Below are 24,238 nucleotides of genomic sequence, written 5' to 3'. Positions count from 1 at the left end.
GCGCAGGCGCCGTCAGTTGTCGAATTTTTCCTGTTTTTCGCCGTGCAGGCTCAAGGCCACCAGGCCCAATCCCACCAGCAGCATCGAGTACATGCTCGCTTCCGGCACGGCGGCCGGTACGCTGGTTTGCTGTGCGGTCGCGGCCGTCGTGGGCCTGGGCGGCGCCAGGGCCGCATGGCGCGCGCCACTGCTGCTCCAGTGCGGTGTCGCCGTCGCGGTGCTGCTGGCCAGCAGGCGTGCATACGGCAAGTCCGGCGTTTCCCAGCCAGGATTGTTATTCAAGCTGATGCTTTCATCGATCGTCACGCGTTCGCCGGCTTCCTGCTTGCCGGCCGTCGTGTCGCTGACTGCCGCCATGCTCCCCGTGCTGGCCGACAGCGCCAGCAAGGCCACGCATAACGGCTGATAGATTCTCATCGTGCTCTCCCTGTTGTTCACCGCGCGGCGCAGCCGAAACCGGCTAGCGCATGGACGGACAATTCGCCTGTACGGGGGCGTATCATGATTTTTCTGCTGTCCTCCCATTACAGCATAGATCGTGACATTTTTGATACGTTTATTTCCTCTTTATTACGAATATTTGTCATTTTGATAGCGTAAACATGATCGCTGCCGCACACTTTGCATAAGCACGCTATCGCCGAAAAACACTGTTGTTTTTTTGTGCGAATCGCCAGCAGGAAAACAATATATTGATTAGTATATTGTTTATCGCACGCTATTCAATATGACCGCCTGTGGGAGGGCACGATGGAGACAGTCGCAACACAACACGCCGAATACAACCTCGACGCCATGCGGGGTTCGGCCTACAAGGCCAGCTCGCTGCTCAAGGCCATGGGCAATGCCGACCGGTTGATGCTGCTGTGCCAGCTATCGCAGGGCGAGCATTGCGTCAGCGACCTCGAGCAAAAAGTGGGCATCGGCCAGCCGACCCTGTCGCAGCAGCTGGGCGTGCTGCGCGAAGAGATGCTGGTGGCCACGCGGCGCGATGGCAAGCAGATCTATTACCGCGTCGCCAGCGCGCCCGTGCTGGCCGTGCTGCAAGTGCTGTACGCGCAATTTTGCGCACCGCGCCCCACGTTCAACGACGAAGCCGACTGATCCTGCCATGACTATCGACTGGCCACACTTCACGCCATGGGCCGCGCTGGCCGGCGGCATGCTGATCGGCCTGGCGGCGGCACTATTGATCTTGTTCAATGGCCGCATCGCCGGCATCAGCGGCATCCTCGGCGGCTTGCTGCGCCCGCGCAGTGGCGACCTGGGCTGGCGCATCGCCTTTCTCGCCGGCCTGATCGGCACGCCCCTGCTGTGGCAGTTGTGGCGAGCCTTGCCGCCCGTGCAGATCGACGCCGGTACGCCGGCCCTGATCGCGGCGGGCTTGCTGGTGGGCGTGGGCGTGCGCTACGGCGCCGGCTGCACCAGCGGCCACGGCGTGTGCGGCCTGTCGCGTCTGTCACCGCGTTCATTGGCGGCCACGTGTGCCTTCATGGCGGCCGGTTTCCTCACCGTGTATCTGTTGCGTCACCTATGAGCAAGCTCATCCTTTCCCTGTTGAGCGGCCTCGTCTTTGGACTGGGCCTGATCGTCTCCGGCATGGCCAACCCGGCCAAGGTGCTCGGTTTCCTCGACCTGGCCGGCGCCTGGGACCCATCGCTGGCGCTGGTGATGGGCGGCGCCATCGGCGTGGCCCTTCCTGCCTTCTGGCTGGCGCGCCGGCGCAGCAATTCGCTGCTGGGTGAGCCCATGCAATTGCCCGCGTCGCGTCGCATCGACCGGCGCTTGCTGCTGGGCAGCCTGGCCTTTGGCGCGGGCTGGGGCATCGCCGGTTTCTGTCCCGGTCCCGCCCTCGTGTCGTTGCTGGCGGGCCAGCCGAAGGCCTGGCTGTTTACCGGCGCCATGCTGGCCGGCATGCTGCTCTTTGAAGTGCTGGAGCGCCGCAAGGCACCTGCGCCGGCCTGAGACGGTACAATCTGGCGCATCGCCACTCTGGATACTGCTTACATGAAGACCGTGATTTTCCGCGCCGGCGCGCGCGCCGCCCTGCTGTGCAGCATGCTGGCGCTGTCCGCCTGCGGCGGCTTGCTGAAGAAGGAAGCCCCGCCCGCTCCCGCGCCCGTGGCCGACACCTTGCCCAATCCGCAAGTGCTGCTGCTCGGCGAAGTGCATGACAATGCGCAAGGCCACCGCCTGAGGGTCGCGGAATTGCAGCGCCGGCTGGCGGCCGGCTGGCGTCCCGTGATCGTCATGGAGCAGTTCGACCGCGAAAACCAGGCCCTGCTGACGCGCGCCGCGCGCGATTGCGCCGACCCCGATTGCATCATCCGCGTGATGGAACAGCCGCGCTGGGACTGGAGCTTGTACCGGCCCGTGCTGGACCTCGTCATCAGCTACCAGCTGACCCTGGTCGCCGGCAACCTGTCGCCGGCCGATGCCTCGCGCATCGTGCGCGACGGTATCCAGTGGTCCATGCCGCCCGCGATGGTCGCCACGTACCTGGCCGCGCCCGTGCCGGCCGATATTCTGGAAGGGCAAAAGAAGGAAGCCCAGGCGGCCCGCTGCAATATGCTGCCCGACATGATGATCAACGGTGTCGTCAACGCCCAGGTGGCGCGCGATATCTGGATGGCCAAGCTGATCCGCGACCAGGCGCCGCGCGACGTGGTGTTGATCGCCGGTAATGTGCATGTGCGCAAGGATATCGGCGTGCCCCGCTGGCTGAAGCTGGCCGACCCGCAACTGAACCTGCGCAGCATCGGCTACCTGGAACAGGGCGTCGCCGGCTACCAGGGCACGTTCGACCTGACGCAAACGATGCCGGCGCAGCCGCGCCCGGACTTGTGCGCCAAATTCAGGAAATAATCACTGCTGCACCCGCACCAGGGCGCTGACCCGGCTGGCCGTGTCGAGCAGTTTCGGCAGGCTGTGCTCCAGCAGGTGCGCCACGGACGGCCCCGCCGTCTGGCCGCTGACGTTGATCGCCGCCACCACCTTGCCCGCCCGGTCGAACACGGGCGCGGCCAGGGCGATCAAGCCCTGTTCCAGCTCTTCCTGCACCAGGCACCAGCCCTGGCGCCGCACTTGCGCAATCTCTTCCATCAAGACATCAATATCGACCTTGGTCACCGGCGTGATCTTCAGCAGCGCCATCTTCGACAGCCGTTCGCGCAGCGCGTCGGGCGCCAGGCCCGACAGCAACACTCTGCCCATCGAGGTGCAGTAGGCGGGCAGGCGGCTGCCGATGCCCAGGTTGATCGACATGGTGCGGTGCGCGGACAGGCGCACGACATACACGATGTCGTCGCCGTCGAGCACGGTGGCCGAGCACGACTGGCGCAAGGTCTGCATCAATTCTTCCAGCAGCGGCTGCGCCTGCGTCCACACGGGCAAGGATGACAGATAGGCGTAACCGAGGTCGAGCACCTTGGGCGTCAAACGGAACAGCCGCCCATCCGCTTCCACGTAACCGAGATGCAGCAAGGTGTGCAGGATGCGCCGCGCGCCCGCGCGCGTCAGCTGCGCCCGTTCCGCCACTTCGCTCAAGGTCTGCTGCGGCGCGTCCGCGCCAAAGCTGCGCAAGACGGCAAGGCCCCGCGCGAACGATTGCACATAGCTGTCGCCGGGACGCGGCGCGCCGTCGGCATCGGCGGTGTCGTCGGTGGAAAGAGAGGTGCTGCTGCGTGCGGTCATGGCATTTCCAATGGGGCAAGGTGGCAATTATAGCCATGGCGCTGGCGAAAACGGCAAATTGACAAGCGCCCCGATCAGGCATATTCTCACGAATAAGTTCTAAATACGAATATTTGTTCGTTATACGAACAAATGGCTAATGAGTTTGATTGGGAGGAGACCGCAATGATCGACAAACTGCGTTCCAGCGTGCTTGATGCGCTGGCCGATATCCACGATGGCGCCACCGTCATGATTGGCGGCTTCGGCGGCGCGGGCCAGCCGGCCGAGCTGATCGACGGCTTGATCGCCCAAGGCGCGCGCGACCTCGTCATCGTCAACAACAATGCGGGCAATGGCGACACGGGCCTGGCCGCCCTGCTGAAAAACGGGCAAGTGCGCAAGATCATCTGCTCGTTCCCGCGCCAGGCCGATTCCCACGTCTTCGATGGGCTGTACCGCGCGGGCAAGCTGGAGCTGGAATTGGTGCCGCAGGGCAACCTGGCCGAACGCATCCGCGCCGCCGGCGCCGGCATCGGCGGCTTTTTTACGCCCACGGGCTACGGCACGGACTTGGCCAAGGGCAAGGAAACGCGCGAAATCGACGGGCGCATGTATGTGTTCGAGTCGCCCATCCACGCCGACTTCGCGCTGATCAAGGCGGAGCAGGGCGACCGCTGGGGCAACCTGACCTACCGCAAGACGGCGCGCAACTTCGGCCCCATCATGGCCATGGCCGCCAAGGTCAGCATTGCTTCCGTGCACGAGGTGCTTGACTTGGGCAGCATCGACCCCGAACACGTCATCACGCCGGGCCTGTTCGTGCAGCGCATCGTGCAAGTGCCGCGCACGGCCACCGGCCCCGCCGGCTTCAAAGCAGCCTGAGGAAAATCAACATGAATAAATGGAATCGAGACCAGATGGCGGCCCGTGTGGCGGCCGATATCAACGAAGGCGCCGTCGTGAACCTGGGCATCGGCTTGCCGACCCTGGTGGCGAACCACTTGCCGGCTGGCGCGGAGATCATCCTGCACAGCGAAAACGGGGTGATCGGCATGGGCCCCGCGCCCGCACCGGGCGAGGAAGATTACGACCTGATCAACGCGGGCAAGCAGCCCGTCACCCTGCTGGCGGGCGGCAGCTATTTTCACCACGCCGACAGCTTCGCCATGATGCGCGGCGGCCACCTGGACATCTGCGTGCTGGGCGCTTTCCAGGTGTCCGCCACGGGCGACCTGGCCAACTGGCACACGGGCGCGCCCGACGCCATTCCCGCCGTGGGCGGAGCCATGGACCTGGCCATCGGCGCGAAAAAAACCTGGGTCATGATGGAATTGCTGACCAAGGGCGGTGAAAGCAAGCTGGTGCAGGCCTGCAGCTATCCGCTGACGGGCATCGGGTGCGTGAGCCGCATCTACAGCGACCTGGCCGTGTTCGACCTGGGACCGGCTGGCGCCACCGTCGTCGAACTGGCCGATGGCCTGAGTTTTGAACAGTTACAAGCCTTGACGGCCGTGCCGCTGACGGACGCGCGCTAACTCACCATCAATACACTTTCTTGGAGGAAAGAACATGACCCACGCATACATCTGCGATGCCCAGCGCACCCCATTCGGCCGCTACGGCGGCGGCCTGTCCGGCGTGCGCGCCGACGACCTGGGCGCCGTGCCCATCCGTGCCTTGATGGCGCGCAACCCCAACGTGGACTGGACGGCCGTCACGGACGTCCTGTACGGCTGCGCCAACCAGGCGGGCGAGGACAACCGCAACGTGGCGCGCATGGCCGCCTTGCTGGCGGGATTGCCCGACAGCGTGCCGGGCGCCACCCTGAACCGCCTGTGCGGCTCGGGCCTGGATGCCATCGGCAGCGCCGCGCGCTTCATCAAGAGCGGCGAAGCGGGCTTGCTGATCGCCGGCGGCGTGGAAAGCATGAGCCGCGCGCCGTTTGTCATGGGCAAGGCCAACAGCGCCTTTTCGCGCGGCATGAAAATGGAAGACACGACCATCGGCTGGCGCTTCATCAACCCCTTGATGAAGGCGCAGTACGGCGTCGATTCGATGCCGGAGACGGCGGAAAACGTGGCGTCCGACTTCGGCATCAGCCGCGCGGACCAGGATGCGTTTGCCCTGGCCAGCCAGGTAAAAGCCCTGGCGGCGCAGCAGGCGGGCATGTTCGACAGCGAAATCTGTCCCGTCAGCATCGCGCAGAAGAAGGGCGAACCCATTGTTGTCAGCCGCGACGAGCATCCGCGCGCCACCACCCTCGATACCCTGGCCAAACTGAAACCCGTCGTGCGCGCGGACGGTACGATTACGGCCGGCAACGCATCCGGCGTCAACGATGGCGCGGCGGCCCTGCTGCTGGCCGACGAGGCAAACGCGGCCCGCTTTGGCTTGACGCCGCGCGCCCGTGTCGTGGCCATGGCCACGGCCGGCGTGGCGCCGCGCATCATGGGCATCGGCCCCGCGCCCGCCACCCTGAAAGTGCTGGCCATGACGGGTTTGAGCCTGGCCGACTTCGACGTCATCGAACTCAACGAAGCGTTTGCCGCCCAGGGCCTGGCCGTGCTGCGCCAGCTGGGTGTGCCCGACGACGATCCGCGCGTCAACCCGAACGGCGGCGCCATCGCCCTCGGTCACCCGCTGGGCGCGTCCGGTGCGCGCCTGGCCATGACGGCCGTCAACCAGCTGCATCGCACGGGCGGGCGCTATGCGCTCTGTACGATGTGCATCGGCGTGGGCCAGGGCATCGCGCTGGTGCTGGAACGGGTCTGATTCCATGCGCCTGATGGCGAAAAATAGTTGCCGGCGATACGTATTAACCCGTATGCCGGCCGGCTTTTTGACCCTGATCAAGGGCGTATGATGCAAAACCAGCCCGGGTAACCTGGCTGGCGTTGGCTTTTTCACACGAACAAGAAGATTGATATGACATCCCACGATACTCCGCATGACGTTGCGCAGCTGACTTCCCAGCAGCGCATCAAGGCCATCATTGGCGCTTCTTCCGGTAACCTGGTCGAATGGTTCGACTTCTACATTTACTCGTTCTGCGCGCTGTATTTCTCGCACGCCTTCTTCCCTTCCGGTAACTCGACCACGCAGCTGCTGCAGACGGCCGGCATCTTTGCCGCCGGCTTCCTGATGCGCCCCGTAGGCGGCTGGCTGTTCGGCCGCATCGCCGACAAATACGGCCGGCGCCAGTCGATGATGATTTCCGTGCTGATGATGTGCGGTGGCTCCCTGATGATCGCCGTCATGCCCACGTATGACACCATCGGCGCCTTCGCGCCGTTCCTGCTGCTGGTGGCGCGCCTGTTCCAGGGCCTGTCCGTGGGCGGCGAATACGGTACCAGCGCCACCTACATGAGCGAAGTGTCGGAATCGGGCAAGCGCGGCTTCTTCGCCTCGTTCCAGTACGTGACCCTGATCGGCGGCCAGCTGCTGGCCTTGCTGGTGCTGGTGGTCTTGCAGCAACTGCTGACCCTGGAAGAGCTGCGCGCCTGGGGCTGGCGCATCCCGTTCGTGTTTGGCGCCCTGGCGGCCCTCGTCTCGCTGAACCTGCGTAAATCCCTGACGGAAACGACCACCGCCAGCGAGCGCAAGGACAAGGACGCGGGCAGCCTGCGCGGTTTGCTCAAGCATAAGCGCGCCTTCATCACGGTACTCGGCTTTACGGCCGGCGGTTCGCTCGTGTTCTACACGTTCACCACCTACATGCAGAAATACCTGGTCAACACGGCCGGCATGGATACCAAGACGGCCAGCGCCGTCATGACCTGCGCCTTGCTCGTCTACATGATTCTGCAGCCGGTGTTCGGCGCCTTGTCCGACCGCATCGGCCGCCGCACCTCGATGCTGTTCTTCGGCGGCCTGGCCACCCTGTGCGTGCTGCCCATCATGCATGCCTTGAAGGATATTTCCAGCCCGTACGCGGCGTTCGGCCTGATCATCATCGCGCTGGCCATCATCAGTTTCTACACGTCGATCAGCGGCCTGATCAAGGCGGAAATGTTCCCCGTCGAAGTGCGCGCGCTGGGCGTGGGGCTGTCGTATGCGGTGGCCAACGCGATGTTCGGCGGTTCGGCCGAATACGTGGCGCTGCAGTTCAAGGCCTGGCACGTGGAAGAGTATTTCTATTGGTACGTGACCGTCATGTGCCTGATTTCCTTCATCGTCGCCATCCGCATGCCGGACCCGAGCCGCTCGGGACTGCTGAAGTAACGTTGTCGTAAAATGGGTGGCACTGCGTGGGGGACACTGCGGTGTCCCTTTTTCATCGCCGCCTTTTATCGTGCCGATCAGGAGTTTTCATGTCGTATGTCATTCCCGCACCTATCCAGCCCAGCGTTCCCGTCACGGGCAGCGTTGATACTTTCCCCGTCCACCGCATCTATTGCGTAGGCCGCAACTATGTCGAGCACGCCAAGGAAATGGGCCATACGGGCCGCGAGGCGCCGTTTTTCTTCATGAAGCCGGCTGACGCCGTGCTGCCCGTGCCAGCCGGCACGACGGGCGAGCTGCCGTATCCGGCGCAGACGCAGGATTTCCAGCACGAGATGGAACTGGTGGTGGCCATCGGCAAGGGCGGTAGCGATATCGGCGCGGCCGATGCGCTGAGCCACGTGTGGGGTTATGCGATCGGCCTGGACATGACGCGCCGCGACGTGCAGGGCGCGGCGAAAAAACTGGGCCGTCCGTGGGAGACGGGCAAGGCCTTCGAGCACTCGGCGCCCATCGGCCCCATCACGCCGGCAGCTCAGGCGGGTGACGTCCAGCATGCCGCCATCACCTTGCGCGTGAATGGCGAGCTGCGTCAAAGCAGCAGCATCGATATGCTGATCTGGAACGTGGCCGAAACCATCGCCGACCTGTCGACCTACTTCACCTTGCAACCGGGCGACCTGATCTACACGGGTACGCCGGCCGGCGTGGCGGCCGTGCAGCGCGGCGACGAGCTGGTGGGCGCCATCGATGGCCTGGGCGAACTGCGCGTGAAAGTGGTCTGAGCGGACAAGGAGGGCGGCATGATGAACGACACATATTCCGTAGCACAACCGATGCGCGCCGAGATCGACGCCCTGGCGGGGCCGGCCCTGCTGGAATTCGGCACGGGCTGGTGCGGCCACTGCCGCGCCACCGAGGCGCCGCTGGCCGCCGCGTTGGCGCAGCACCCCGAGGTAGCGCATATTCGCGTGGAAGACGGCCCCGGCCGCGCGCTGGGGCGCTCATTCCGCGTGAAACTGTGGCCGACCCTGATTTTCCTGAAAGATGGCCAGGAAGTGGCGCGCCTGGTGCGTCCGCTCGACAGCCGCGAGATCGAGCAGACTTTTGCATTGATCGATGCGTAGGTCAGTATAGGTGGGCGTAGGTCGGCGTAGGTCGGCTTAGCGCAGCGTAAGCCGACACCACCGTACATGCTCCATCACAACTTCTTGCCGCACCGCAGCACTGCGCGTATGATAAGCCGCTTACAGCAAGATCAACCGCATCCTTCGTGATGCAGCGCGATCATCGCCGGCCCGCTCCACCCGGAGGGGCCGCAGGCAAGGATTCACCACAAATGACCGATGCCGCGATGCCGACGCGCGGGTCTGGTACGGAATGCCTGGCGATACGCCGGGCCTGATACACGTCGCCCATCCCCTGACGCCTTTCCTGCCGTGCCCCGGGTAACCGGATGGCGCACGACCGTTGTTTCTCTAAATCAGCACTGATCACGGCGCGTTAGCGCGCGTTGGTACACCGTTGTCTGCCGTTAACAACGGCGTGTTGCGGCGTGGAATTTGTTTGCGAATTTAATAGCAATTTCGCAGCAAATACGCCCGCGCACAGCTATGATATGTGAACCGCGCGCCTAGACAACGTGCTGTGCTGCTGCCTGAAAAAACATCCAGAGAATGGCCTTTAGACACCCTCCCCAAGGAGCGCAGTAAATGAGCACCCCCCCTAAGAAAAATTCCCCCGGCACGGTGCTGTTCGCCAGCCTGATCGGCACCACCATCGAGTTCTTTGACTTTTATATCTACGCCACCGCCGCCGTGCTGGTGTTCCCCAAACTGTTCTTCCCCGCCGGCGACCCGTCGGCCGCCGTGCTGCAATCGCTGGCCACGTTCGCCATCGCCTTCTTCGCCCGCCCCATCGGTTCGGCCGTGTTCGGCCACTTCGGCGACCGCATCGGCCGCAAGGCCACTCTCGTGGCGGCCCTGCTGACCATGGGTATCTCCACCGTCATCATCGGCTTGCTGCCGACGTATGCCGCCATCGGCACCCTGGCGCCGTTGCTGCTGGCGCTGTGCCGTTTCGGCCAGGGCCTGGGCCTGGGCGGCGAGTGGGGCGGCGCGGTGCTGCTGGCAACCGAGAACGCGCCACCGGGCAAACGCGCCTGGTACGGCATGTTCCCGCAGCTGGGCGCACCGATCGGCTTCTTCCTGTCGGGCGGCATCTTCCTGCTGCTGAGCGAAACCATGACCGATGAGCAGTTCTTCAGCTACGGCTGGCGCATCCCGTTCCTGGCCAGCGCGCTGCTGGTCATCGTCGGCCTGTACGTGCGCCTGAAGATCACGGAAACGCCGGACTTCCAGAAAGTCATCGACAAGAACGAAGTCGTCAAGCTGCCCGTGGCCACCGTGTTCCGCCAGCATGGCCGCATGCTGTTCCTGGGCACCATCATCGCCCTGGCTACCTTCGTGCTGTTCTACCTGATGACGGTGTTCGCGCTGAGCTGGGGCACGACCAAGCTGGGCTTCACGCGCAAGGAATTCCTCGTCGTGCAACTGTTTGCCGTACTGTTCTTCGCCCTGACGATTCCGTTTTCGGCCGTGCTGGCCGACCGCCGCGGCCGCCGCGCCACCCTGATCTGGGTCTCCGTCGCCATCGCCATTTTCGGCCTGGTGCTCGCGCCGATGTTCGGTTCGGGCGTGACGTGGGAAGTGACCGTCTTCATGGCTGTCGGCCTGGGCTTGATGGGCATGACCTACGGACCGCTGGGCACGATGTTGTCCGAGCTGTTCCCGCCCGAAGTGCGCTACACGGGCGCCTCGTTGACGTTCAACCTGGCGGGCATCCTCGGTGCCTCGCTGGCGCCGTACATCGCCACCTGGCTGGCCACCAACTATGGTCTGCAGTACGTGGGCTATTACCTGTCGCTGGCGGCCGTGCTGACCCTGGGCGCCTTGCTGATGGTGGGCAAGCCGCGCGCGGGCAAGGAAGCCTGGCAGTAACACACCTCTGATCTCGGAGCATCCGAAAGCCGCCAGCTGCAACCAGCTGGCGGCTTTTTTTGTCGGTAAAACGCCACGCCGCACGCCTGCCGAGATTCTTGTTGACAGTCAAAATCGGCTGGTGGTAAGGTGTGCACACGTGTGCAATGCAGTGCAAGGCCTTACAAAGCACATCCCGGGACAGTGACACCGCAAGATAGCGGTGCGGTCTGAAGTACCACAACGACAACGAACTTGGAGTGAGACGATGAAGATGCGCAATGTTGCGATTGCTATAAGCCTGGCCCTGCCGATGACGGCCATGGCCGCCGAGGAACGCCTGTCCGTGCTGTGCTCGGCCGACATGGAATGGTGCCAGTTGATGAAGAACCGCTTCGAGGCGGAAAGCAAGATCAAGGTATCGATGATCAGGAAGAGCGCCGGGGAAGCCTACGCGAAGATCCGCGCCGAAGCGTCGAACCCGAAATCGGACATCTGGTGGGGCGGCACGGGCGACCCGCACCTGCAGGCCGCCGCCGAAGGCTATACGGAAGAATACAAGTCGCCCACCCTGCCCAAGCTGCAGCCGTGGGCGCTCAAGCAGGCCGAGACGGCCAAGTACCGCACCGTCGGCATCTATATCGGCATCCTGGGCCTGGCCTACAATGAAAACGTGCTGAAGAAGAAAAACCTGCCGCCGCCTCAATGCTGGAAAGACCTCGTCAAGCCCGCCTACAAGGGCGAGATCGAGATGGCCAACCCGAACTCCTCGGGCGCCGCCTACAACGCGCTGGCCACCGTGGTGCAGCTGTTCGGCGAAGAGGAAGCCTTCGATTTCCTGGCGAAAATGGGCCAGAACGTCAGCAAATACCCGAACGCGGGCGTGGCGCCGGGCGAGGACGTGGGGCGCGGCGAAGCGGGCGTGGCCATCGGCTTCATGCATGACCTGATGAAACTCACCGTGGCCGGCTTTCCCGTGAAGGTCTTGCCGCCCTGCGAAGGCACGGGCTACGAGATCGGCTCGATGAGCATCGTCAAGGGCGCGAAAAACATGGAACAGGCAAAGAAATTCTATGAATTCGCCCTGCGTCCCGACGTGCAGAGCGAAGCCGTCAAGGCGCTGGCTTTCCAGATCCCGTCCAACGCGGCCGCCACCATTCCCGCCGCCTCGCCGCGCCTGGAAAACATCAAGACCATCAACTACGACTTCGCCAAGTATGGCGCGTCGGACACGCGCAAGCGCCTGCTGCAACGCTGGACCACGCAGATTTATTCTGCCGGCAATTAACGCGCGCCAAAACTTACTGCGCGTCGCGATTTGCAGCCTGCGATGCTCACTGTGCTAGCGCACAGCTGCGCGTCTCGGCCGCAACTCACTGCCGCTCGCTACAGTTTTGGCAGGCGTTAAACCTATATCAATTGTTCAAAACGTCTGGAAAACAGGGCGCACCGCGCAACAGAATTTCAGACGTTCATAGTTGGATGAAACTCATGAAAAAGATATTTTACGGCTGGCTGCTGGCCGCTTTGGCAGCGTTGTGCCTGTTGCCCTGGCAGCAGCAGGAAGCGGGACTGTTCGCCGGCGAATGGCTGCGCGACGGCCAGTTCTTCAGTGAACGTGGCGCGCCGGCCGTGCTGCACGTGCTGTCGTTCGGCGCCTGGCCGCTGGGCGTGTTCTTTGCCCTGATCGCCGCCAGCGCCGCGCTGGTGGCCGCCAATCCCCACCGCAAGACCCTGGGCCTGGGCCAGATCGCCCTCGGTGGCGCGGGCCTGCTGTGGCTGGCATGGCTGGGCTGGGGGCCGCTGGCCGCCGGCACCGGCCTCGGTTTCGGCGCGCTGCTGCTGGCGCTGTGCCTGCTGTTCCTGCTGACCTCGGGCGCCGCCGCCTGCGGCGTGTGCCGCGGCGACGCCTTCGTGGCCGGCGCCATCGGCCTCATCATCTGCCTCATTTCCCTGTTCGTGCTGTTCCCCGTCGCGCTGATCCTGGTGAGCGCCGGCCAGCCCATGGACGATGGCGGCACGGGCGCCGCCGCCCTGGCGCGCCGCCTGGCGGACCCCGGCATCTGGAGCCTCAATTGCGTGGCCGGTCCCGGCCGCTGCGGCGTGGCCTGGAACACCCTGGCGCTGGCCCTGCTGACGGGCGTCTCGGCCACCTTCCTCGGTCTCGTGTTCGCCCTGCTGGTGACGCGCACCAATGGCCGCTGGGTACGCCCCATGCGCGCCATCACCATCTTGCCGATCGTCACACCGCCGTTCGTGCTGGGCCTGGCCCTGATTTTGCTGTTCGGCCGCAACGGCGCCATCACGGGCCTCGTCGGCGAGTTGTTTGGCATCGAGCAAAGCCGCTGGCTGTACGGCATGACGGGCGTGTGGCTGTCGCAGATGCTGGCCTTTGCGCCGATCGCCTTCATGACATTGATCGGTGTGGTCGAAGGCGTCAGCCCCTCGCTGGAAGAAGCGTCGGGTACCCTGGGCGCGAGCAGTTGGCAAACCTTCGTCAAGGTCTCCTTGCCCTTGATGCGTCCCGGCATCGCCAATGCCTTCTTGCTGTGCTTTATCGAAAGCATGGCCGACTTCGGCAACCCGATGGTCTTGGGCGGCAACTTCCACGTGCTGTCGACGGAGATCTTCTTTTCCGTGGTGGGCGCCTCGAACGACCAGGGCCGCGCGGCGACTTTGGCCATCGTGCTGCTGACGTTTGCCGTGGGCGCCTTCTTCATCCAGAACCTGTGGCTGGGCAAGAAATCGTATGTGACGGTGACGGGCAAGGCCGACCACGGCGGCCACGCTTCGCTCAACCCGCGCCTGAAAACCACTTTGTGGACCATCGCCCTGCCATGGTTCGCCTTCACGGCCCTGATCTACGGCACCGTGGTGGCGGGCGGCTTCGTGAATAACTGGGGCCAGGACAATGCCTTCACCTTGCGCCATTACATCGACGCCTTCGGCATCACGGCGGGCGCTTCCGGCTGGCACTGGACGGGCCAGGCCTGGCCGTCGCTGTTCACCACCCTGACGATTTCGGCCATCGCCGCGCCCTTGACGGCCTTTGTCGGCATCCTGTCGGCCTGGCTGCTGGTGCGCCAACAATTCGCCCTGAAGAGCGCGTTCGAGTTCGGCACCATGCTCAGCTTTGCCATTCCCGGCACCGTCATCGGCATCAGCTACATCCTGGCGTTCAACTCGGCGCCGATCGAGTTGACGGGCACGGCGACGATTCTGATCCTGTGCTTTGTCTTCCGCAACATGCCGATGGGCTTGCGCACGGGCATCGCCGCCATGCGCCAGCTCGACGGCAGCCTGGACGAGGCGTCGATCACCCTGGGCGCCAGCAGCTGGACCACCATGCGCAAGGTCATCCTGCCGCTGCTGCGCCCGGCCATCGCCTCGGCCCTCGTGTATGGCTTCGTGCGTTCGATCACGTCGATCTCGGCCGTCGTCTTCCTCGTCAGCGCCGATTACGACATGGCCACGTCCTACATCATCGGCCTGGTGTCGAACGGCAACTACGGCACGGCGATCGCCTATGCCACGGTGCTGATCGTCATCATCCTGCTGTGCATCCAATTGATCCATTTGCTGGTCGGCAAGCGCCGCCTTCGCCGCGTCAGCGCCGAAAAAACGCTGCCGGCCGCCGTTCCCAACCTGGAAAAGAGCTACGCATGAACCACTTTACTACCCAAGCAACAGAGCTTGCCGCGCTGGAATTCGATGGTGTTACCAAGCGCTACGGCAAGGCCCTGGCCGTGAACGATGTGTCGTTCACGATCGCCCCGCGCACCATGGTCACCCTGCTGGGCCCCAGCGGCTGCGGCAAGACGTCCACCCTGCGCCTGATCGCGGGCCTGGAACGCGTCAGCGCCGGGCGCATCCTGCTGGCCGGCGAGGACGTCACCTTGACCTCCGCCGCCGAGCGCGACGTCAGCATGGTGTTCCAAAGTTATGCACTGTTTCCGCACATGACGGTGCTCGACAACGTGTGCTACGGCTTGACCGTCTCGGGCGAGACCAAGCCACGCGCCATCGAACGGGCACAGGAAAGCCTGCGCCTGGTGGGCCTGACCGATTTTGCCGCGCGCTTCCCCAACGAGTTGTCGGGCGGCCAGCAGCAGCGCGTGGCCGTGGCCCGTTCGCTAGTGCTGCAGCCCAAGGTCTTGCTGCTGGATGAGCCGCTGTCGAACCTCGACACGAAACTGCGCCGCCGCGTGCGCGACGAGATCCGCGACATCCAGGTCAAGCTGGGCTTGACGGCCGTGTACGTCACGCATGACCAGGAAGAGGCGCTGGCCATTTCCGACCAGATCATCGTCATGAACCGCCAGGTGATCGCGCAAAAGGGCACGCCGCACGAGCTGTTCGAGTCGCCGGCCGACAAGTTTGTCGCCGATTTCATCTGCAATGCCAACATCGTCGATGGCGTGATCGAGTCGGTGGCCGACGGCAAGGCCGTCTGCGTCATGGGCAAGCTGCGGCTGCGCCTGCCATGCCGCAGCCAGCGCAGCGGCGAAGCGAGTTTCGCCGTGCGTCCGGAAGCGATCCTGCTGTCGCCCGCGCAGCCCGACAGCGCCATGGTGGTGCGCGTGGCGCGCGCCACTTACCTGGGACGCGAAATGCAATACACGCTCGAGACGCCGGTCGGCGAACTGTTTGCCGTCTCGCACGACTTGAGCCAGGTTTTCACGCAAGGCACATCGGTCGCCATGACCGTACACGAACATGGCGCAGCCATCATTGGAGGACAAGCATGACAGATATGACACAGGCAGCGGTACTGGCCGACGCGGCGACCCTGGAACGCTATGCCTACGCCCGGCACATCATCGGCCAGGCGGGCGAGATCGCGCTGGGCATGTTCCAGCGCCGCACGGAACTGGTGATCGAGGAAAAGGGCTTGCAGGACATGGTCAGCATCGCCGACCGCATGGTCGAGGATTTCCTGCGCGCGCAGATCGCCGAGCGCTTCCCGGAAGACGCCGTGGTGGGCGAGGAGCGGGGCGGCGGCGCGTCCGACGCGCGCTGCGTGTGGGTCATCGATCCCATCGACGGCACGGCCTGTTTCGTCAATGGCATGCTGGCCTGGTGCGTGTCGATCGGCGTACTGGTCGACGGCCAGCCCGCCATCGGCGCCGTATACGACCCGAATGCGGACGAGCTGTTCCACGCCTGCCTGGGGCAAGGCGCGCATGTGACGGCGAAGGCGGGCGAAACGCGGCTGCGCGTCAACGACGTGGCCAGCCTGCAGGGCGGCGTGCTGGGCGTGGGCTTTTCGCACCGCGTGGGCACCGATACCTTTTTGCCCTTCCTGCTCGACGTGCTGGAAGAGGGCGGCATGTTCATCCGCAACGGTTCCGGCGCGCTGATGATTGCCTACGTGGCGGCCGGGCGCCTGATCGGCTATTTCGAGCCGCACATCAATTCCTGGGATTGCCTGGCGGGCATCGTGCTCGTCAACGAGGCGGGCGGGCGCTGCAATGATTTCCTGGCCGATAACGGCCTGGAAAAGGGCAACCCCATCCTGGTGGGCGGCCCCCGCTTGTATCCGCAACTGGCGGCGCTGGCCTTGCCGCGTTGTACCTGAACACATTGACTGAAAGGGAGGACAGGCGTCCGGCGAGGGACGCATGTAGTGGCAACACGCTGTTGAGCATCATGAGTAATCCACCACCATAAAAACAAGCAGGAGACAAAATGAAAAACGGGATGAAAAAGAGCACCATGCAGTTGAACAAGATCGCCGCCGTATTGTTGCTGGTCGCGCCAGGCTGCGTGCTGGCCGAATCGAGCGTCGTCGTGTACGGCCGCATCCACGCGGGCTTCGACCGTATCGAAACGTCGAGCTCGGCCACGGCGCCGAATGGCGAGTCGGTGTCGCGCGTATCGGACAATTCCTCGAAGATCGGTTTCCGTGGACGTGAAGATTTGGGCAATGGCAACACGGCCTTCTTCCAGATCGAAGGCAACGCCAAGCTCGACGATGGCACGGGCGCCATCAATAGCAAGGATACCTTTGTCGGGCTGGAAAACCCCGCCTATGGCCGCATCGCGCTGGGCCGCTTCGCCACGCCGATCCGCCAGATCAACGGCTACACCAACCGTTTCGTGGGCGAAGGCATCCAGGATGACGCCAACATTTCGCAGCTGGGCGGCGAAGGCTTCAACCGCCGCAGTTCGAACGCCGTCAGCTATCGCACGCCCGTGGTACAGGGATTCAGCGCCACGATTTACCGCGCCAGCGAAAACGAGGCATCGAACGGCGACCGCATCTATTCGGGCATCGTGCAATACGTGAACGGCCCTATCAAGGGCGCCGTCGGCTATGAAAAGCACAAGGACTTGCGTCCCGGCTTCAGCGAAAAGATGTACCGCGCCGTGGGCAATTACAACTTCGGCGGCGGCGACGTGGGCGTGGCCTGGAACCGCATGGTGTATGACGTGGCCGGCGGCGACTTGCAGCGCGACTACTTCACCATCACGGGCGCCTACAAGGCGGGCGGCGGTGCCTTCATCGGCCGTTTCGGCGTGGCAGGCGACGTGTCGGGCAGCGCGCCCAACGGCAGCAGCGTGACCATCAAGGCCACCACCCTGGTGCGCGGCGACGACAGCGGCGCCAAGCAGGCGACCCTGGGCTACGAGTATTACTTGTCCAAGCGTAGCACCGTGTATGCCTATTACACGCAAACGAATAACGACAAGAATGCCAACTACACGTTTGGCGGCAATGCTTTTGCCACCACCAAGAAGGGTGCCAAGCTCAGCGGCGTAATGCTGGGCGTCATCCACCTATTTTAACTTTTTTAGCCCGGATTTGCACACGTGTGCATTTCCGGGCCAAGCAATACCGACTATCAAGGAGATGGAAATGATTCAAGTGGCATTGTTCGGCGCCGGGCGCATCGGCCGCATTCACGCCGGCAATCTGGTACGCCAGCCCGGCGTGCGCCTGAAATACGTGGTCGACGTGCATGCGGGCGCGGCGGCGGAAGTGGCGGCCCTGCATGGCGCCAGCGTCGCCAGCGTGGACACTGTGCTGGCCGACCCGGCAGTCAAGGCCGTGCTGATCGCGTCGAGCACGGATACGCATGCGGACCTGATCGTGCGCGCGGCCGCCGCCGGCAAGGCCATCTTTTGCGAAAAGCCCGTCGACCTGACCCTGGAGCGCGCGCGCGCCGCCGCCGCCGCCGTCAAGGAGGCAAAAGTGCTGTGCATGATCGGCTTCCAGCGCCGCTACGACCCCACGTTTGCCGCCGTCAAGCAGCGCATCGCAGCGGGCGAGATCGGCACGCCGGAGATGCTCATCGTCACCAGCCGCGACCCGGGCCCGCCGCCCGTCAGCTATATCCAGGTCTCGGGCGGCATCTTCAAGGATATGCTGATCCACGATTTCGACATCTTCCGCTGGATACTCGACGATGAAGCCGTCAGCGTGCACGCCACGGGCAGCTGCCTCGTCGATCCGGCCATCGGCGCGGCGGGTGACCTCGATTGCACGGCTGTGACCATCCGCACGGCGAAGGGACGTTTGTGCCAGATCAACACGACGCGCCGCGCCGCCTACGGCTACGACCAGCGCTTCGAGGTGCTGGGCAGCGCCGGCATGTTGCAGGCGGGCAACCACAAGCCGACGGAAGTGACGGCCTATGGCGCCGTGAACGTCAGCGTGGACAAGCCGGAAGACTTTTTCCTGGAACGCTACCGCGCCGCCTACGCCAGCGAAATGGCGCACTTTTTCGACGCCTTTGCCCATGGCGCAGCGCTGCGCACCACCGTCCACGATGGCTTGAAAGCGCTGGAACTGGCCGAGGCGGCCACCGTATCGTGGCGCGAGCAGCGCATCGTGCAACTGTCATAAGGAAACAATGCCATGAAGAATACGACTGAATTTGCCCAGGGCCGCGCGCTCGACGTGATCTGCCTGGGCCGCCTGGCGGTGGACCTGTACGCGCAGCAGATCGGCAGTACCCTGGAAGACGCGACGAGCTTTGCCAAGTACCTGGGCGGCTCGTCCGCCAATATCGCCTTCGGCACGGCCCGGCTGGGCTTGAAGTCGGCCATGCTGTCGAAGGTGGGCGACGACCACATGGGCCGTTTCCTCACCGACACCTTGGCGCAGGAGGGCTGCGACGTCAGCCATGTCGGCATCGACCGCGAGCGGCTCACCGCCCTCGTCATGCTGGGCATCAAGGACAAGCACACCTTCCCGCTGATCTTTTACCGTGAAAATTGCGCCGACATGGCCATCGAAGCGTCCAGCGTCGACGCCGCCTTTGTCGCTTCCAGCAAAGCGCTGTTGATCACCGGCACGCATTTTTCCACCGCCGCCATGCACGCCGTCAGCACGCAAGCCCTCGCATTGGCGCGCGCCAATGATGTGCGCACCGTGCTCGACATCGATTACCGGCCCGTGCTGTGGGGCTTGTCCGGCAAGGCGGACGGCGAAACGCGGTTCGTTTCCAACGAAGGCGTGACGCGCCACTTGCAGGCGATCCTGCCGCAGTTCGACCTGATCGTCGGCACGGAAGAGGAATTCATGATCGCCGGCGGCGGTGCCGACATCATGGCCAGCTTGCGCGCCGTGCGCAATGTGAGCGGTGCAACCCTGGTGGTCAAGCGCGGGCCGCTGGGCTGCGCCGTCATCGAGGCGGCCATTCCTGCCGGTCTCGATGAGGCGTTCAACTATCAGGGCGTGCGCGTGGAAGTGTTGAACGTGCTCGGCGCGGGCGATGCCTTCCTGTCGGGATTCCTGAAAGGCTGGCTGCGCGGCGAGGATTACGAAGCGTGCTGCCGCTATGCGAACGGCTGCGGCGCCCTCGTCGTGTCGCGCCACGGCTGCGCGCCGGCCATGCCGTCGCCCGTCGAGCTCGACTATTTCCTGGCCAATGCGGCCAAACTGACCCGTCCTGACCAGGATGCCACGCTGGCGCGCCTGCACCGCACGACGGTGGCGCGCAAACAGTGGAATGAACTGTGCGTATTCGCGTTCGATCACCGCACGCAATTCTTTGAGCTGGCCCAGCAGGGCGGTGCCGACGAGGCAAAGATTGCGCGGCTCAAGCAACTGTTCGTGCAAGCCGTGGGCCAGACGGAGGCGGCGCGCGGCTTGCAGGGCGGCACGGGCGTGCTGATCGATGACCGCTATGGTGTCGACGCGCTCAACGATGCGACGGGGCGCGGCTGGTGGATCGGCCGTCCCGTCGAGATGCCGGGTTCGAATCCCTTGCAGTTCGACTGGGGCCGTTCGCTGGCGTCGCGGTTGACGCAGTGGCCGAAGGAGCACGTGATCAAGTGCCTGGTGCAGCTGCATCCCGACGATACGCCGGAAAACCGGCTGGAACAGGAAGCGCAAATCAAGGGCTTGTACGACGCGGCGCAAATCACGGGCCATGAATTGCTGCTGGAAATTATTCCTGCCAAGTCACTGCCCCAGCACGACGATACCGTGTATCGCGCGGTGAAACGCCTGTACAACCTCGGCATCTATCCCGAATGGTGGAAGCTGGAAAGCATGTCGGCCCAGCAATGGCAAGCCATCGATGCCCTCGTGCACGAGCGCGATCCGTATTGCCGTGGCGTGGTATTACTGGGCTTGAACGCGCCCATCGCCGCGCTGGCCGCCAGCTTTGAACAGGCCAGTGCCAGCACCACTTGCCGCGGCTTCATGGTGGGCCGCACCATCTTCCAGGAACCGAGCCGCCGCTGGCTGGCCGGCGAACTCGACGATGCGGGCCTGATCGCCGCCGTGCGCGCCAATTTCGAGCAGCTGATCAGCTTGTGGCAACGCACGCGCAACCGCCTGGAGCGTGCCGCATGAGCGCGACCATCCATAAAACCATCCGCTTGACCATGGCGCAGGCCTTGATCCGCTACCTGTCCGTGCTGCGCACCGAGGACGGCCAACCTCTGTTCGGCGGCGCCTTCGCCATCTTTGGCCACGGCAACGTCGCGGGCCTGGGCGAGGCGCTGTACCAGTACCGCGAACAATTTCCCACCTACCGCGCCCATAACGAGCAGGCGATGGCGCACTCTGCCATCGCCTATGCGAAAGCCCACATGCGCCGGCGCATGATGGCCGTCACCAGCTCCATCGGCCCGGGCGCCACCAACTTGCTCACCGCCGCCGCCTTGGCCCACGTCAACCGTTTGCCCGTGCTGCTGTTGCCAGGCGACGTGTTCGTCTCGCGCGCACCGGACCCGGTGCTGCAGCAGCTGGAAGATGCTTCTGACGGCAGCGTCTCCGTCAACGATGCCTTCAAACCGCTGTCACGCTATTTCGACCGCATCGTGTATCCGGAGCAATTGCTGACGGCCTTGCCGCGCGCGATTGCCGCCTTGACGGACCCGGCCGCCTGCGGCCCCGTCACCTTGTCTCTGCCGCAAGACGTGCAGACGATGGCATATGACTACCCGGAAGAATTCTTTGCGCCGAGGACCGTGCGTTTCCGCGCCGTGCCGCCCGTCGAGCAGGAACTGGAAGAGGCCGAGTTGCTGTTGAAAAACGCGAAGCAGCCGCTGATCGTCGCCGGCGGCGGCGTGCTGTACGGCCAGGCCGGCGCCGCCTTGCAGGCGTTTGCCGAACGCCACGGCATCCCCGTGGCGGAAACCCAGGCCGGCAAGAGTTCTTTACCGTGGGACCACCCTTTGCAGCTGGGCGCCATCGGTGTCACCGGTTCGCCCGCCGCCAACAGCCTGGCGGCGCAGGCCGACGTGGTGCTGGCCGTCGGCACGCGCCTGCAGGATTTCACGACCGGTTCCAACTCCCTGTTTGCGCAGGCGCAACTGCTCAGCCTGAACGTCAACAGTTTTGATGCGCTGAAACGCCGCGGCCTGGGTGTACAAGCGGACGCGACCCTGGGCTTGCAGGGCCTGTCGCGGCTGCTGGGCAGCTGGAATAGCGCGGGCCAGTGGCTGGACCGCGCGCAGCAGGCGGCGCATGCCTGGCGCGCCACCGTGCTGGCGATCACGGGCAAGCGGGAAGTGGCCGGCTTGCCGTATGACGGCGAAGTCATCGGCGCCGTGCAGCGTTCCGCACCGGATTCTACTGTGCGCGACATCGTCGTCTGCGCGGCCGGTACCTTGCCGGCCGAACTGCACAAGCTGTGGCGGACAAGCACGCCGGGCGGCTACCACATGGAATACGGCTACTCGTGCATGGGTTACGAGATCGCCGGCGGCCTCGGTGTCAAGATGGCCAAGCCGGAAGCCGAAGTCATCGTCATGGTGGGCGACGGCAGCTACCTGATGATGAATTCGGAAATCGCCACTTCCGTCATGCTGGACAAAAAACTCATCATCGTCGTGCTCGACAACCGGGGCTACGGCTGCATCAACCGCCTGCAGCAGGCCTGCGGCAATGCCTCGTTCAACAATATGCTGCCCGACAGCGCACCGCGCATCGACTTCGCCCTGCATGCGCAATCCCTGGGCGCGCTGTCCGAACATGTGGCCAACATCGCCGAGCTGGAACAGGCGATGCTGCGCGCCCGCGAAGCTGGCCGCACCTACCTGATCTGCATCGACACGGATGCCACGCGCACGACCGAGGAGGGGGGCTGCTGGTGGGAAGTGGCCGTGCCCGAGGTCTCCATCCAGCCCGGCGTGCAGCTTGCCCGCGCCCGTTATGACAACGATCGCCTGAAACAAAGGAATTGAAATGACTACCTGGAATGTACGTATCGGCATCAACCCGATCTCGTGGATGAACGACGATTTACCGAGCCTGGGCGGCGAAACGCCCCTGGAAACGGCGCTGAAGGAAGGCGCCGAGATCGGCTATGTGGGTTTTGAACTGGGCAACAAGTTTCCGAAAGATGCCCCGGCCCTGAACGCCGTGCTGGGCAAATATGGTCTGGCGTGCGTCTCGGGCTGGTATTCGGGCCGCCTGGCGCACCGCTCGGTGGAAGAAGAGATCGCCTCCGTCGGCCCGCACTTGCGGCTGCTGGCCGACAGCGGCGCCACCGTCATGGTCTACGGCGAAGTGGCCGACGCCATCCAGGGCGAAGCGCGCCCCCTGTATAAACGCCCGCGCTTCCAGTCGCAGCAGCAATGGCAGGACTACGCCGACAAGTTGACGGCCTTTGCCAGGCATTTGCTGGCGCACGGCGTGCGCCTGGCCTACCACCATCACATGGGCGCCTACGTGGAAACCCCGGCCGACGTGGACCAATTGATGGCCCTGACGGGGCCGGAAGTGGGCTTGTTGTTTGATACGGGTCATATCACGTTTGCCGGCGGCGACGCGCTGGCGGTGCTCAATAAACATATCGACAGGATTTGCCACGTGCATTGCAAGGACGTGCGCCCGAACGTGGTGAAACTGGCCCGCAATGGCCACTGGAGTTTTTTGCAGGCCGTCATCAATGGCGCTTTCAGCGTACCGGGCGACGGCTGCATCGACTTTCCGGCCATTTTGACGCGGCTGTATCTGCACGGCTACGCGGGCTGGCTGGTGGTGGAAGCGGAGCAGGACCCGGCCGTCGCCCCCAGCTACGCATACGCGAAGATGGGCCACGATTACCTGGCGCGCCTGGTCGATGCGATTCCGCGCCTGGGTCGGGAGGCGGCATGAGCCCGCTGCTGGTGAAAGCGGGGCAGGGACAGACCATCGTCGAGGTCACGCCCGCATCGGCCGGCTGGACGTACGTGGGCTTTGCCGCGCACAGGTTACAGGCGGGTGAACACATCAGCCTGGAGACGGGCAAGCGCGAGCTGTGCCTCGTCGTGCTGACGGGCACGGTCACGGTGCAGGCGGGCGATCACGTCTGGGAAGGCATCGGCAAGCGCGCCAGCGTCTTCGAGGACGTCTCGCCCTACGCCGTGTATGTGCCGCTGGAAACCACGGTGCGTATCACGGCCGTGAGCGCCGCCGAGGTCGCCCTGTGCAGCGCACCGGCCACGACGCACCGCCCGGCGCGCCTGATCGAACCTTCCTGCATGACGCGTTCCGTGCGCGGCCAGGGTGCGAATACCCGCTACGTGTGCGACATCCTGCCGCAGACGGAAGCAGCGGACGGCTTGCTGGTGGTGGAAGTCGTCACGCCGTCCGGCCATTCGTCGAGCTATCCGCCGCACAAGCACGACAGCGACAATATTCCAACCGAAAGTTCGCTGGAAGAAACCTATTACCACCGGCTGAACCCCGAGCAGGGCTTTGCCTACCAGCGCGTCTACACGGATGACCGCAGCATCGATGAAGCCATGGCCGTGGAAAACCACGACGTGGTGATGGTGCCGCGCGGCTACCACCCCGTGACCGTGCCGTATGGCTACGACGGCTATTACCTGAACGTGATGGCCGGCCCGAAACGCGTGTGGCATTTTAAAAACGACCCGGCCCATGACTGGCTGATGACGAAATAACCAAGGACAAG

Annotated in this window: 23 protein-coding genes; 21 read left to right on the top strand and 2 right to left on the bottom strand. The window is 64.2% G+C overall.

Going from position 1 to position 24,238, the window contains the following annotated elements; genetic code table 11:
- Positions 1-12: 12 nt before the first annotated feature.
- A complete protein-coding gene (locus AC3RCG_RS24575) occupies positions 13-417 on the bottom strand; it encodes a PEP-CTERM sorting domain-containing protein (protein WP_139143763.1) in 405 nt (134 codons plus the stop codon).
- A 333-nt stretch (positions 418-750) separates the two neighbouring features.
- On the opposite strand from AC3RCG_RS24575, the gene AC3RCG_RS24570 reads away from it, so the two are divergent.
- The 4 genes from AC3RCG_RS24570 to AC3RCG_RS24555 are packed head-to-tail and all read left to right on the top strand — an operon-like array spanning position 751 to position 2,865.
- Positions 751-1,104 carry an ArsR/SmtB family transcription factor gene (locus tag AC3RCG_RS24570; protein ID WP_035822023.1) on the top strand — a complete coding sequence of 118 codons (354 nt, stop codon included), beginning with the start codon at positions 751-753 and terminating at the stop codon, positions 1,102-1,104.
- 7 nt (positions 1,105-1,111) lie between these two features.
- Positions 1,112-1,537 (top strand): YeeE/YedE family protein, encoded by a 426-nt coding sequence (locus tag AC3RCG_RS24565; protein ID WP_492402347.1) that lies wholly within the window; start codon positions 1,112-1,114, stop codon positions 1,535-1,537.
- Positions 1,534-1,965: a DUF6691 family protein gene (locus AC3RCG_RS24560; protein ID WP_492402348.1), complete on the top strand. Its 432-nt coding sequence runs from the start codon at positions 1,534-1,536 to the stop codon at positions 1,963-1,965. Before AC3RCG_RS24565 ends, AC3RCG_RS24560 begins: the two co-directional genes overlap by 4 nt.
- Positions 1,966-2,007: 42 nt before the next feature.
- Positions 2,008-2,865, top strand: coding sequence for a ChaN family lipoprotein (locus tag AC3RCG_RS24555; RefSeq protein WP_492402349.1), 858 nt, complete (start codon positions 2,008-2,010; stop codon positions 2,863-2,865).
- Here AC3RCG_RS24555 and AC3RCG_RS24550 read toward each other — a convergent pair whose 3' ends face one another.
- A complete protein-coding gene (locus tag AC3RCG_RS24550) occupies positions 2,866-3,693 on the bottom strand; it encodes an IclR family transcriptional regulator domain-containing protein (protein WP_492402350.1) in 828 nt (275 codons plus the stop codon).
- Between the two features lie 165 nt (positions 3,694-3,858).
- On the opposite strand from AC3RCG_RS24550, the gene AC3RCG_RS24545 reads away from it, so the two are divergent.
- The 17 genes from AC3RCG_RS24545 to iolB all read left to right on the top strand — a co-directional run bounded on the left by AC3RCG_RS24545 (position 3,859) and on the right by iolB (position 24,227).
- The gene (locus tag AC3RCG_RS24545; protein ID WP_070220986.1) at positions 3,859-4,557 is read left to right on the top strand and encodes a 3-oxoacid CoA-transferase subunit A; all 699 of its coding nucleotides are present in this window, start codon (positions 3,859-3,861) and stop codon (positions 4,555-4,557) included.
- Positions 4,558-4,568: 11 nt separating this feature from the next.
- The gene (locus tag AC3RCG_RS24540) at positions 4,569-5,210 is read left to right on the top strand and encodes a 3-oxoacid CoA-transferase subunit B (RefSeq protein ID WP_409027866.1); all 642 of its coding nucleotides are present in this window, start codon (positions 4,569-4,571) and stop codon (positions 5,208-5,210) included.
- A gap of 34 nt (positions 5,211-5,244) precedes the next feature.
- Positions 5,245-6,447 carry a 3-oxoadipyl-CoA thiolase gene (gene pcaF / locus AC3RCG_RS24535; protein ID WP_492402351.1) on the top strand — a complete coding sequence of 401 codons (1,203 nt, stop codon included), beginning with the start codon at positions 5,245-5,247 and terminating at the stop codon, positions 6,445-6,447.
- A gap of 153 nt (positions 6,448-6,600) precedes the next feature.
- Positions 6,601-7,896 carry an MFS family transporter gene (locus tag AC3RCG_RS24530; RefSeq protein WP_070221044.1) on the top strand — a complete coding sequence of 432 codons (1,296 nt, stop codon included), beginning with the start codon at positions 6,601-6,603 and terminating at the stop codon, positions 7,894-7,896.
- A gap of 89 nt (positions 7,897-7,985) precedes the next feature.
- On the top strand, positions 7,986-8,681 hold the full coding sequence (locus AC3RCG_RS24525; protein WP_492402352.1) for a fumarylacetoacetate hydrolase family protein: 696 nt from the start codon (positions 7,986-7,988) through the stop codon (positions 8,679-8,681).
- An 18-nt stretch (positions 8,682-8,699) separates the two neighbouring features.
- Positions 8,700-9,023, top strand: coding sequence for a thioredoxin family protein (locus tag AC3RCG_RS24520; RefSeq protein WP_492402353.1), 324 nt, complete (start codon positions 8,700-8,702; stop codon positions 9,021-9,023).
- A 585-nt stretch (positions 9,024-9,608) separates the two neighbouring features.
- Positions 9,609-10,895, top strand: a complete 1,287-nt coding sequence (locus tag AC3RCG_RS24515; RefSeq protein ID WP_070290424.1) for an MFS transporter — start codon at positions 9,609-9,611, stop codon at positions 10,893-10,895.
- A 247-nt stretch (positions 10,896-11,142) separates the two neighbouring features.
- Positions 11,143-12,162, top strand: coding sequence for an ABC transporter substrate-binding protein (locus AC3RCG_RS24510; protein ID WP_099410802.1), 1,020 nt, complete (start codon positions 11,143-11,145; stop codon positions 12,160-12,162).
- Between the two features lie 203 nt (positions 12,163-12,365).
- Positions 12,366-14,540 (top strand): ABC transporter permease, encoded by a 2,175-nt coding sequence (locus AC3RCG_RS24505; RefSeq protein ID WP_230502165.1) that lies wholly within the window; start codon positions 12,366-12,368, stop codon positions 14,538-14,540.
- On the top strand, positions 14,537-15,622 hold the full coding sequence (locus tag AC3RCG_RS24500; protein ID WP_492402354.1) for an ABC transporter ATP-binding protein: 1,086 nt from the start codon (positions 14,537-14,539) through the stop codon (positions 15,620-15,622). The genes AC3RCG_RS24505 and AC3RCG_RS24500 overlap by 4 nt, the downstream gene beginning before the upstream one ends.
- Positions 15,619-16,452, top strand: a complete 834-nt coding sequence (locus AC3RCG_RS24495) for an inositol monophosphatase family protein (RefSeq protein WP_070290420.1) — start codon at positions 15,619-15,621, stop codon at positions 16,450-16,452. Before AC3RCG_RS24500 ends, AC3RCG_RS24495 begins: the two co-directional genes overlap by 4 nt.
- A 110-nt stretch (positions 16,453-16,562) precedes the next feature.
- Positions 16,563-17,663: a porin gene (locus AC3RCG_RS24490; protein ID WP_492402355.1), complete on the top strand. Its 1,101-nt coding sequence runs from the start codon at positions 16,563-16,565 to the stop codon at positions 17,661-17,663.
- Between the two features lie 70 nt (positions 17,664-17,733).
- Positions 17,734-18,723 (top strand): inositol 2-dehydrogenase, encoded by a 990-nt coding sequence (gene iolG / locus AC3RCG_RS24485; protein ID WP_083287742.1) that lies wholly within the window; start codon positions 17,734-17,736, stop codon positions 18,721-18,723.
- 12 nt (positions 18,724-18,735) lie between these two features.
- Positions 18,736-20,682: a bifunctional 5-dehydro-2-deoxygluconokinase/5-dehydro-2-deoxyphosphogluconate aldolase gene (locus tag AC3RCG_RS24480; RefSeq protein ID WP_492402356.1), complete on the top strand. Its 1,947-nt coding sequence runs from the start codon at positions 18,736-18,738 to the stop codon at positions 20,680-20,682.
- On the top strand, positions 20,679-22,520 hold the full coding sequence (iolD, locus tag AC3RCG_RS24475; protein ID WP_492490385.1) for a 3D-(3,5/4)-trihydroxycyclohexane-1,2-dione acylhydrolase (decyclizing): 1,842 nt from the start codon (positions 20,679-20,681) through the stop codon (positions 22,518-22,520). The genes AC3RCG_RS24480 and iolD overlap by 4 nt, the downstream gene beginning before the upstream one ends.
- A 1-nt stretch (position 22,521) precedes the next feature.
- The gene (gene iolE, locus AC3RCG_RS24470; RefSeq protein ID WP_492490384.1) at positions 22,522-23,436 is read left to right on the top strand and encodes a myo-inosose-2 dehydratase; all 915 of its coding nucleotides are present in this window, start codon (positions 22,522-22,524) and stop codon (positions 23,434-23,436) included.
- Positions 23,433-24,227, top strand: coding sequence for a 5-deoxy-glucuronate isomerase (iolB, locus tag AC3RCG_RS24465; protein WP_492401709.1), 795 nt, complete (start codon positions 23,433-23,435; stop codon positions 24,225-24,227). The genes iolE and iolB overlap by 4 nt, the downstream gene beginning before the upstream one ends.
- Positions 24,228-24,238 lie beyond the last annotated feature (11 nt).

The organism is Janthinobacterium sp. GW823-FHT01H08 (assembly GCF_058797855.1).
Note: the sequence above shows the minus strand (reverse complement) of the source record. Positions and strands in the feature narration are given on the sequence as shown.

Excerpts from the sequence above, each read along its gene's own strand:
- AC3RCG_RS24575 (WP_139143763.1), bottom strand. The coding sequence starts at position 417 with ATGAGAATCTATCAGCCGTTATGCGTGGCCTTGCTGGCGCTGTCGGCC.
- AC3RCG_RS24570 (WP_035822023.1), top strand. The coding sequence starts at position 751 with ATGGAGACAGTCGCAACACAACACGCCGAATACAACCTCGACGCCATG.
- AC3RCG_RS24565 (WP_492402347.1), top strand. The coding sequence starts at position 1,112 with ATGACTATCGACTGGCCACACTTCACGCCATGGGCCGCGCTGGCCGGC.
- AC3RCG_RS24560 (WP_492402348.1), top strand. The coding sequence starts at position 1,534 with ATGAGCAAGCTCATCCTTTCCCTGTTGAGCGGCCTCGTCTTTGGACTG.
- AC3RCG_RS24555 (WP_492402349.1), top strand. The coding sequence starts at position 2,008 with ATGAAGACCGTGATTTTCCGCGCCGGCGCGCGCGCCGCCCTGCTGTGC.
- AC3RCG_RS24550 (WP_492402350.1), bottom strand. The coding sequence starts at position 3,693 with ATGACCGCACGCAGCAGCACCTCTCTTTCCACCGACGACACCGCCGAT.
- AC3RCG_RS24545 (WP_070220986.1), top strand. The coding sequence starts at position 3,859 with ATGATCGACAAACTGCGTTCCAGCGTGCTTGATGCGCTGGCCGATATC.
- AC3RCG_RS24540 (WP_409027866.1), top strand. The coding sequence starts at position 4,569 with ATGAATAAATGGAATCGAGACCAGATGGCGGCCCGTGTGGCGGCCGAT.
- pcaF (WP_492402351.1), top strand. The coding sequence starts at position 5,245 with ATGACCCACGCATACATCTGCGATGCCCAGCGCACCCCATTCGGCCGC.
- AC3RCG_RS24530 (WP_070221044.1), top strand. The coding sequence starts at position 6,601 with ATGACATCCCACGATACTCCGCATGACGTTGCGCAGCTGACTTCCCAG.
- AC3RCG_RS24525 (WP_492402352.1), top strand. The coding sequence starts at position 7,986 with ATGTCGTATGTCATTCCCGCACCTATCCAGCCCAGCGTTCCCGTCACG.
- AC3RCG_RS24520 (WP_492402353.1), top strand. The coding sequence starts at position 8,700 with ATGATGAACGACACATATTCCGTAGCACAACCGATGCGCGCCGAGATC.
- AC3RCG_RS24515 (WP_070290424.1), top strand. The coding sequence starts at position 9,609 with ATGAGCACCCCCCCTAAGAAAAATTCCCCCGGCACGGTGCTGTTCGCC.
- AC3RCG_RS24510 (WP_099410802.1), top strand. The coding sequence starts at position 11,143 with ATGAAGATGCGCAATGTTGCGATTGCTATAAGCCTGGCCCTGCCGATG.
- AC3RCG_RS24505 (WP_230502165.1), top strand. The coding sequence starts at position 12,366 with ATGAAAAAGATATTTTACGGCTGGCTGCTGGCCGCTTTGGCAGCGTTG.
- AC3RCG_RS24500 (WP_492402354.1), top strand. The coding sequence starts at position 14,537 with ATGAACCACTTTACTACCCAAGCAACAGAGCTTGCCGCGCTGGAATTC.
- AC3RCG_RS24495 (WP_070290420.1), top strand. The coding sequence starts at position 15,619 with ATGACAGATATGACACAGGCAGCGGTACTGGCCGACGCGGCGACCCTG.
- AC3RCG_RS24490 (WP_492402355.1), top strand. The coding sequence starts at position 16,563 with ATGAAAAACGGGATGAAAAAGAGCACCATGCAGTTGAACAAGATCGCC.
- iolG (WP_083287742.1), top strand. The coding sequence starts at position 17,734 with ATGATTCAAGTGGCATTGTTCGGCGCCGGGCGCATCGGCCGCATTCAC.
- AC3RCG_RS24480 (WP_492402356.1), top strand. The coding sequence starts at position 18,736 with ATGAAGAATACGACTGAATTTGCCCAGGGCCGCGCGCTCGACGTGATC.
- iolD (WP_492490385.1), top strand. The coding sequence starts at position 20,679 with ATGAGCGCGACCATCCATAAAACCATCCGCTTGACCATGGCGCAGGCC.
- iolE (WP_492490384.1), top strand. The coding sequence starts at position 22,522 with ATGACTACCTGGAATGTACGTATCGGCATCAACCCGATCTCGTGGATG.
- iolB (WP_492401709.1), top strand. The coding sequence starts at position 23,433 with ATGAGCCCGCTGCTGGTGAAAGCGGGGCAGGGACAGACCATCGTCGAG.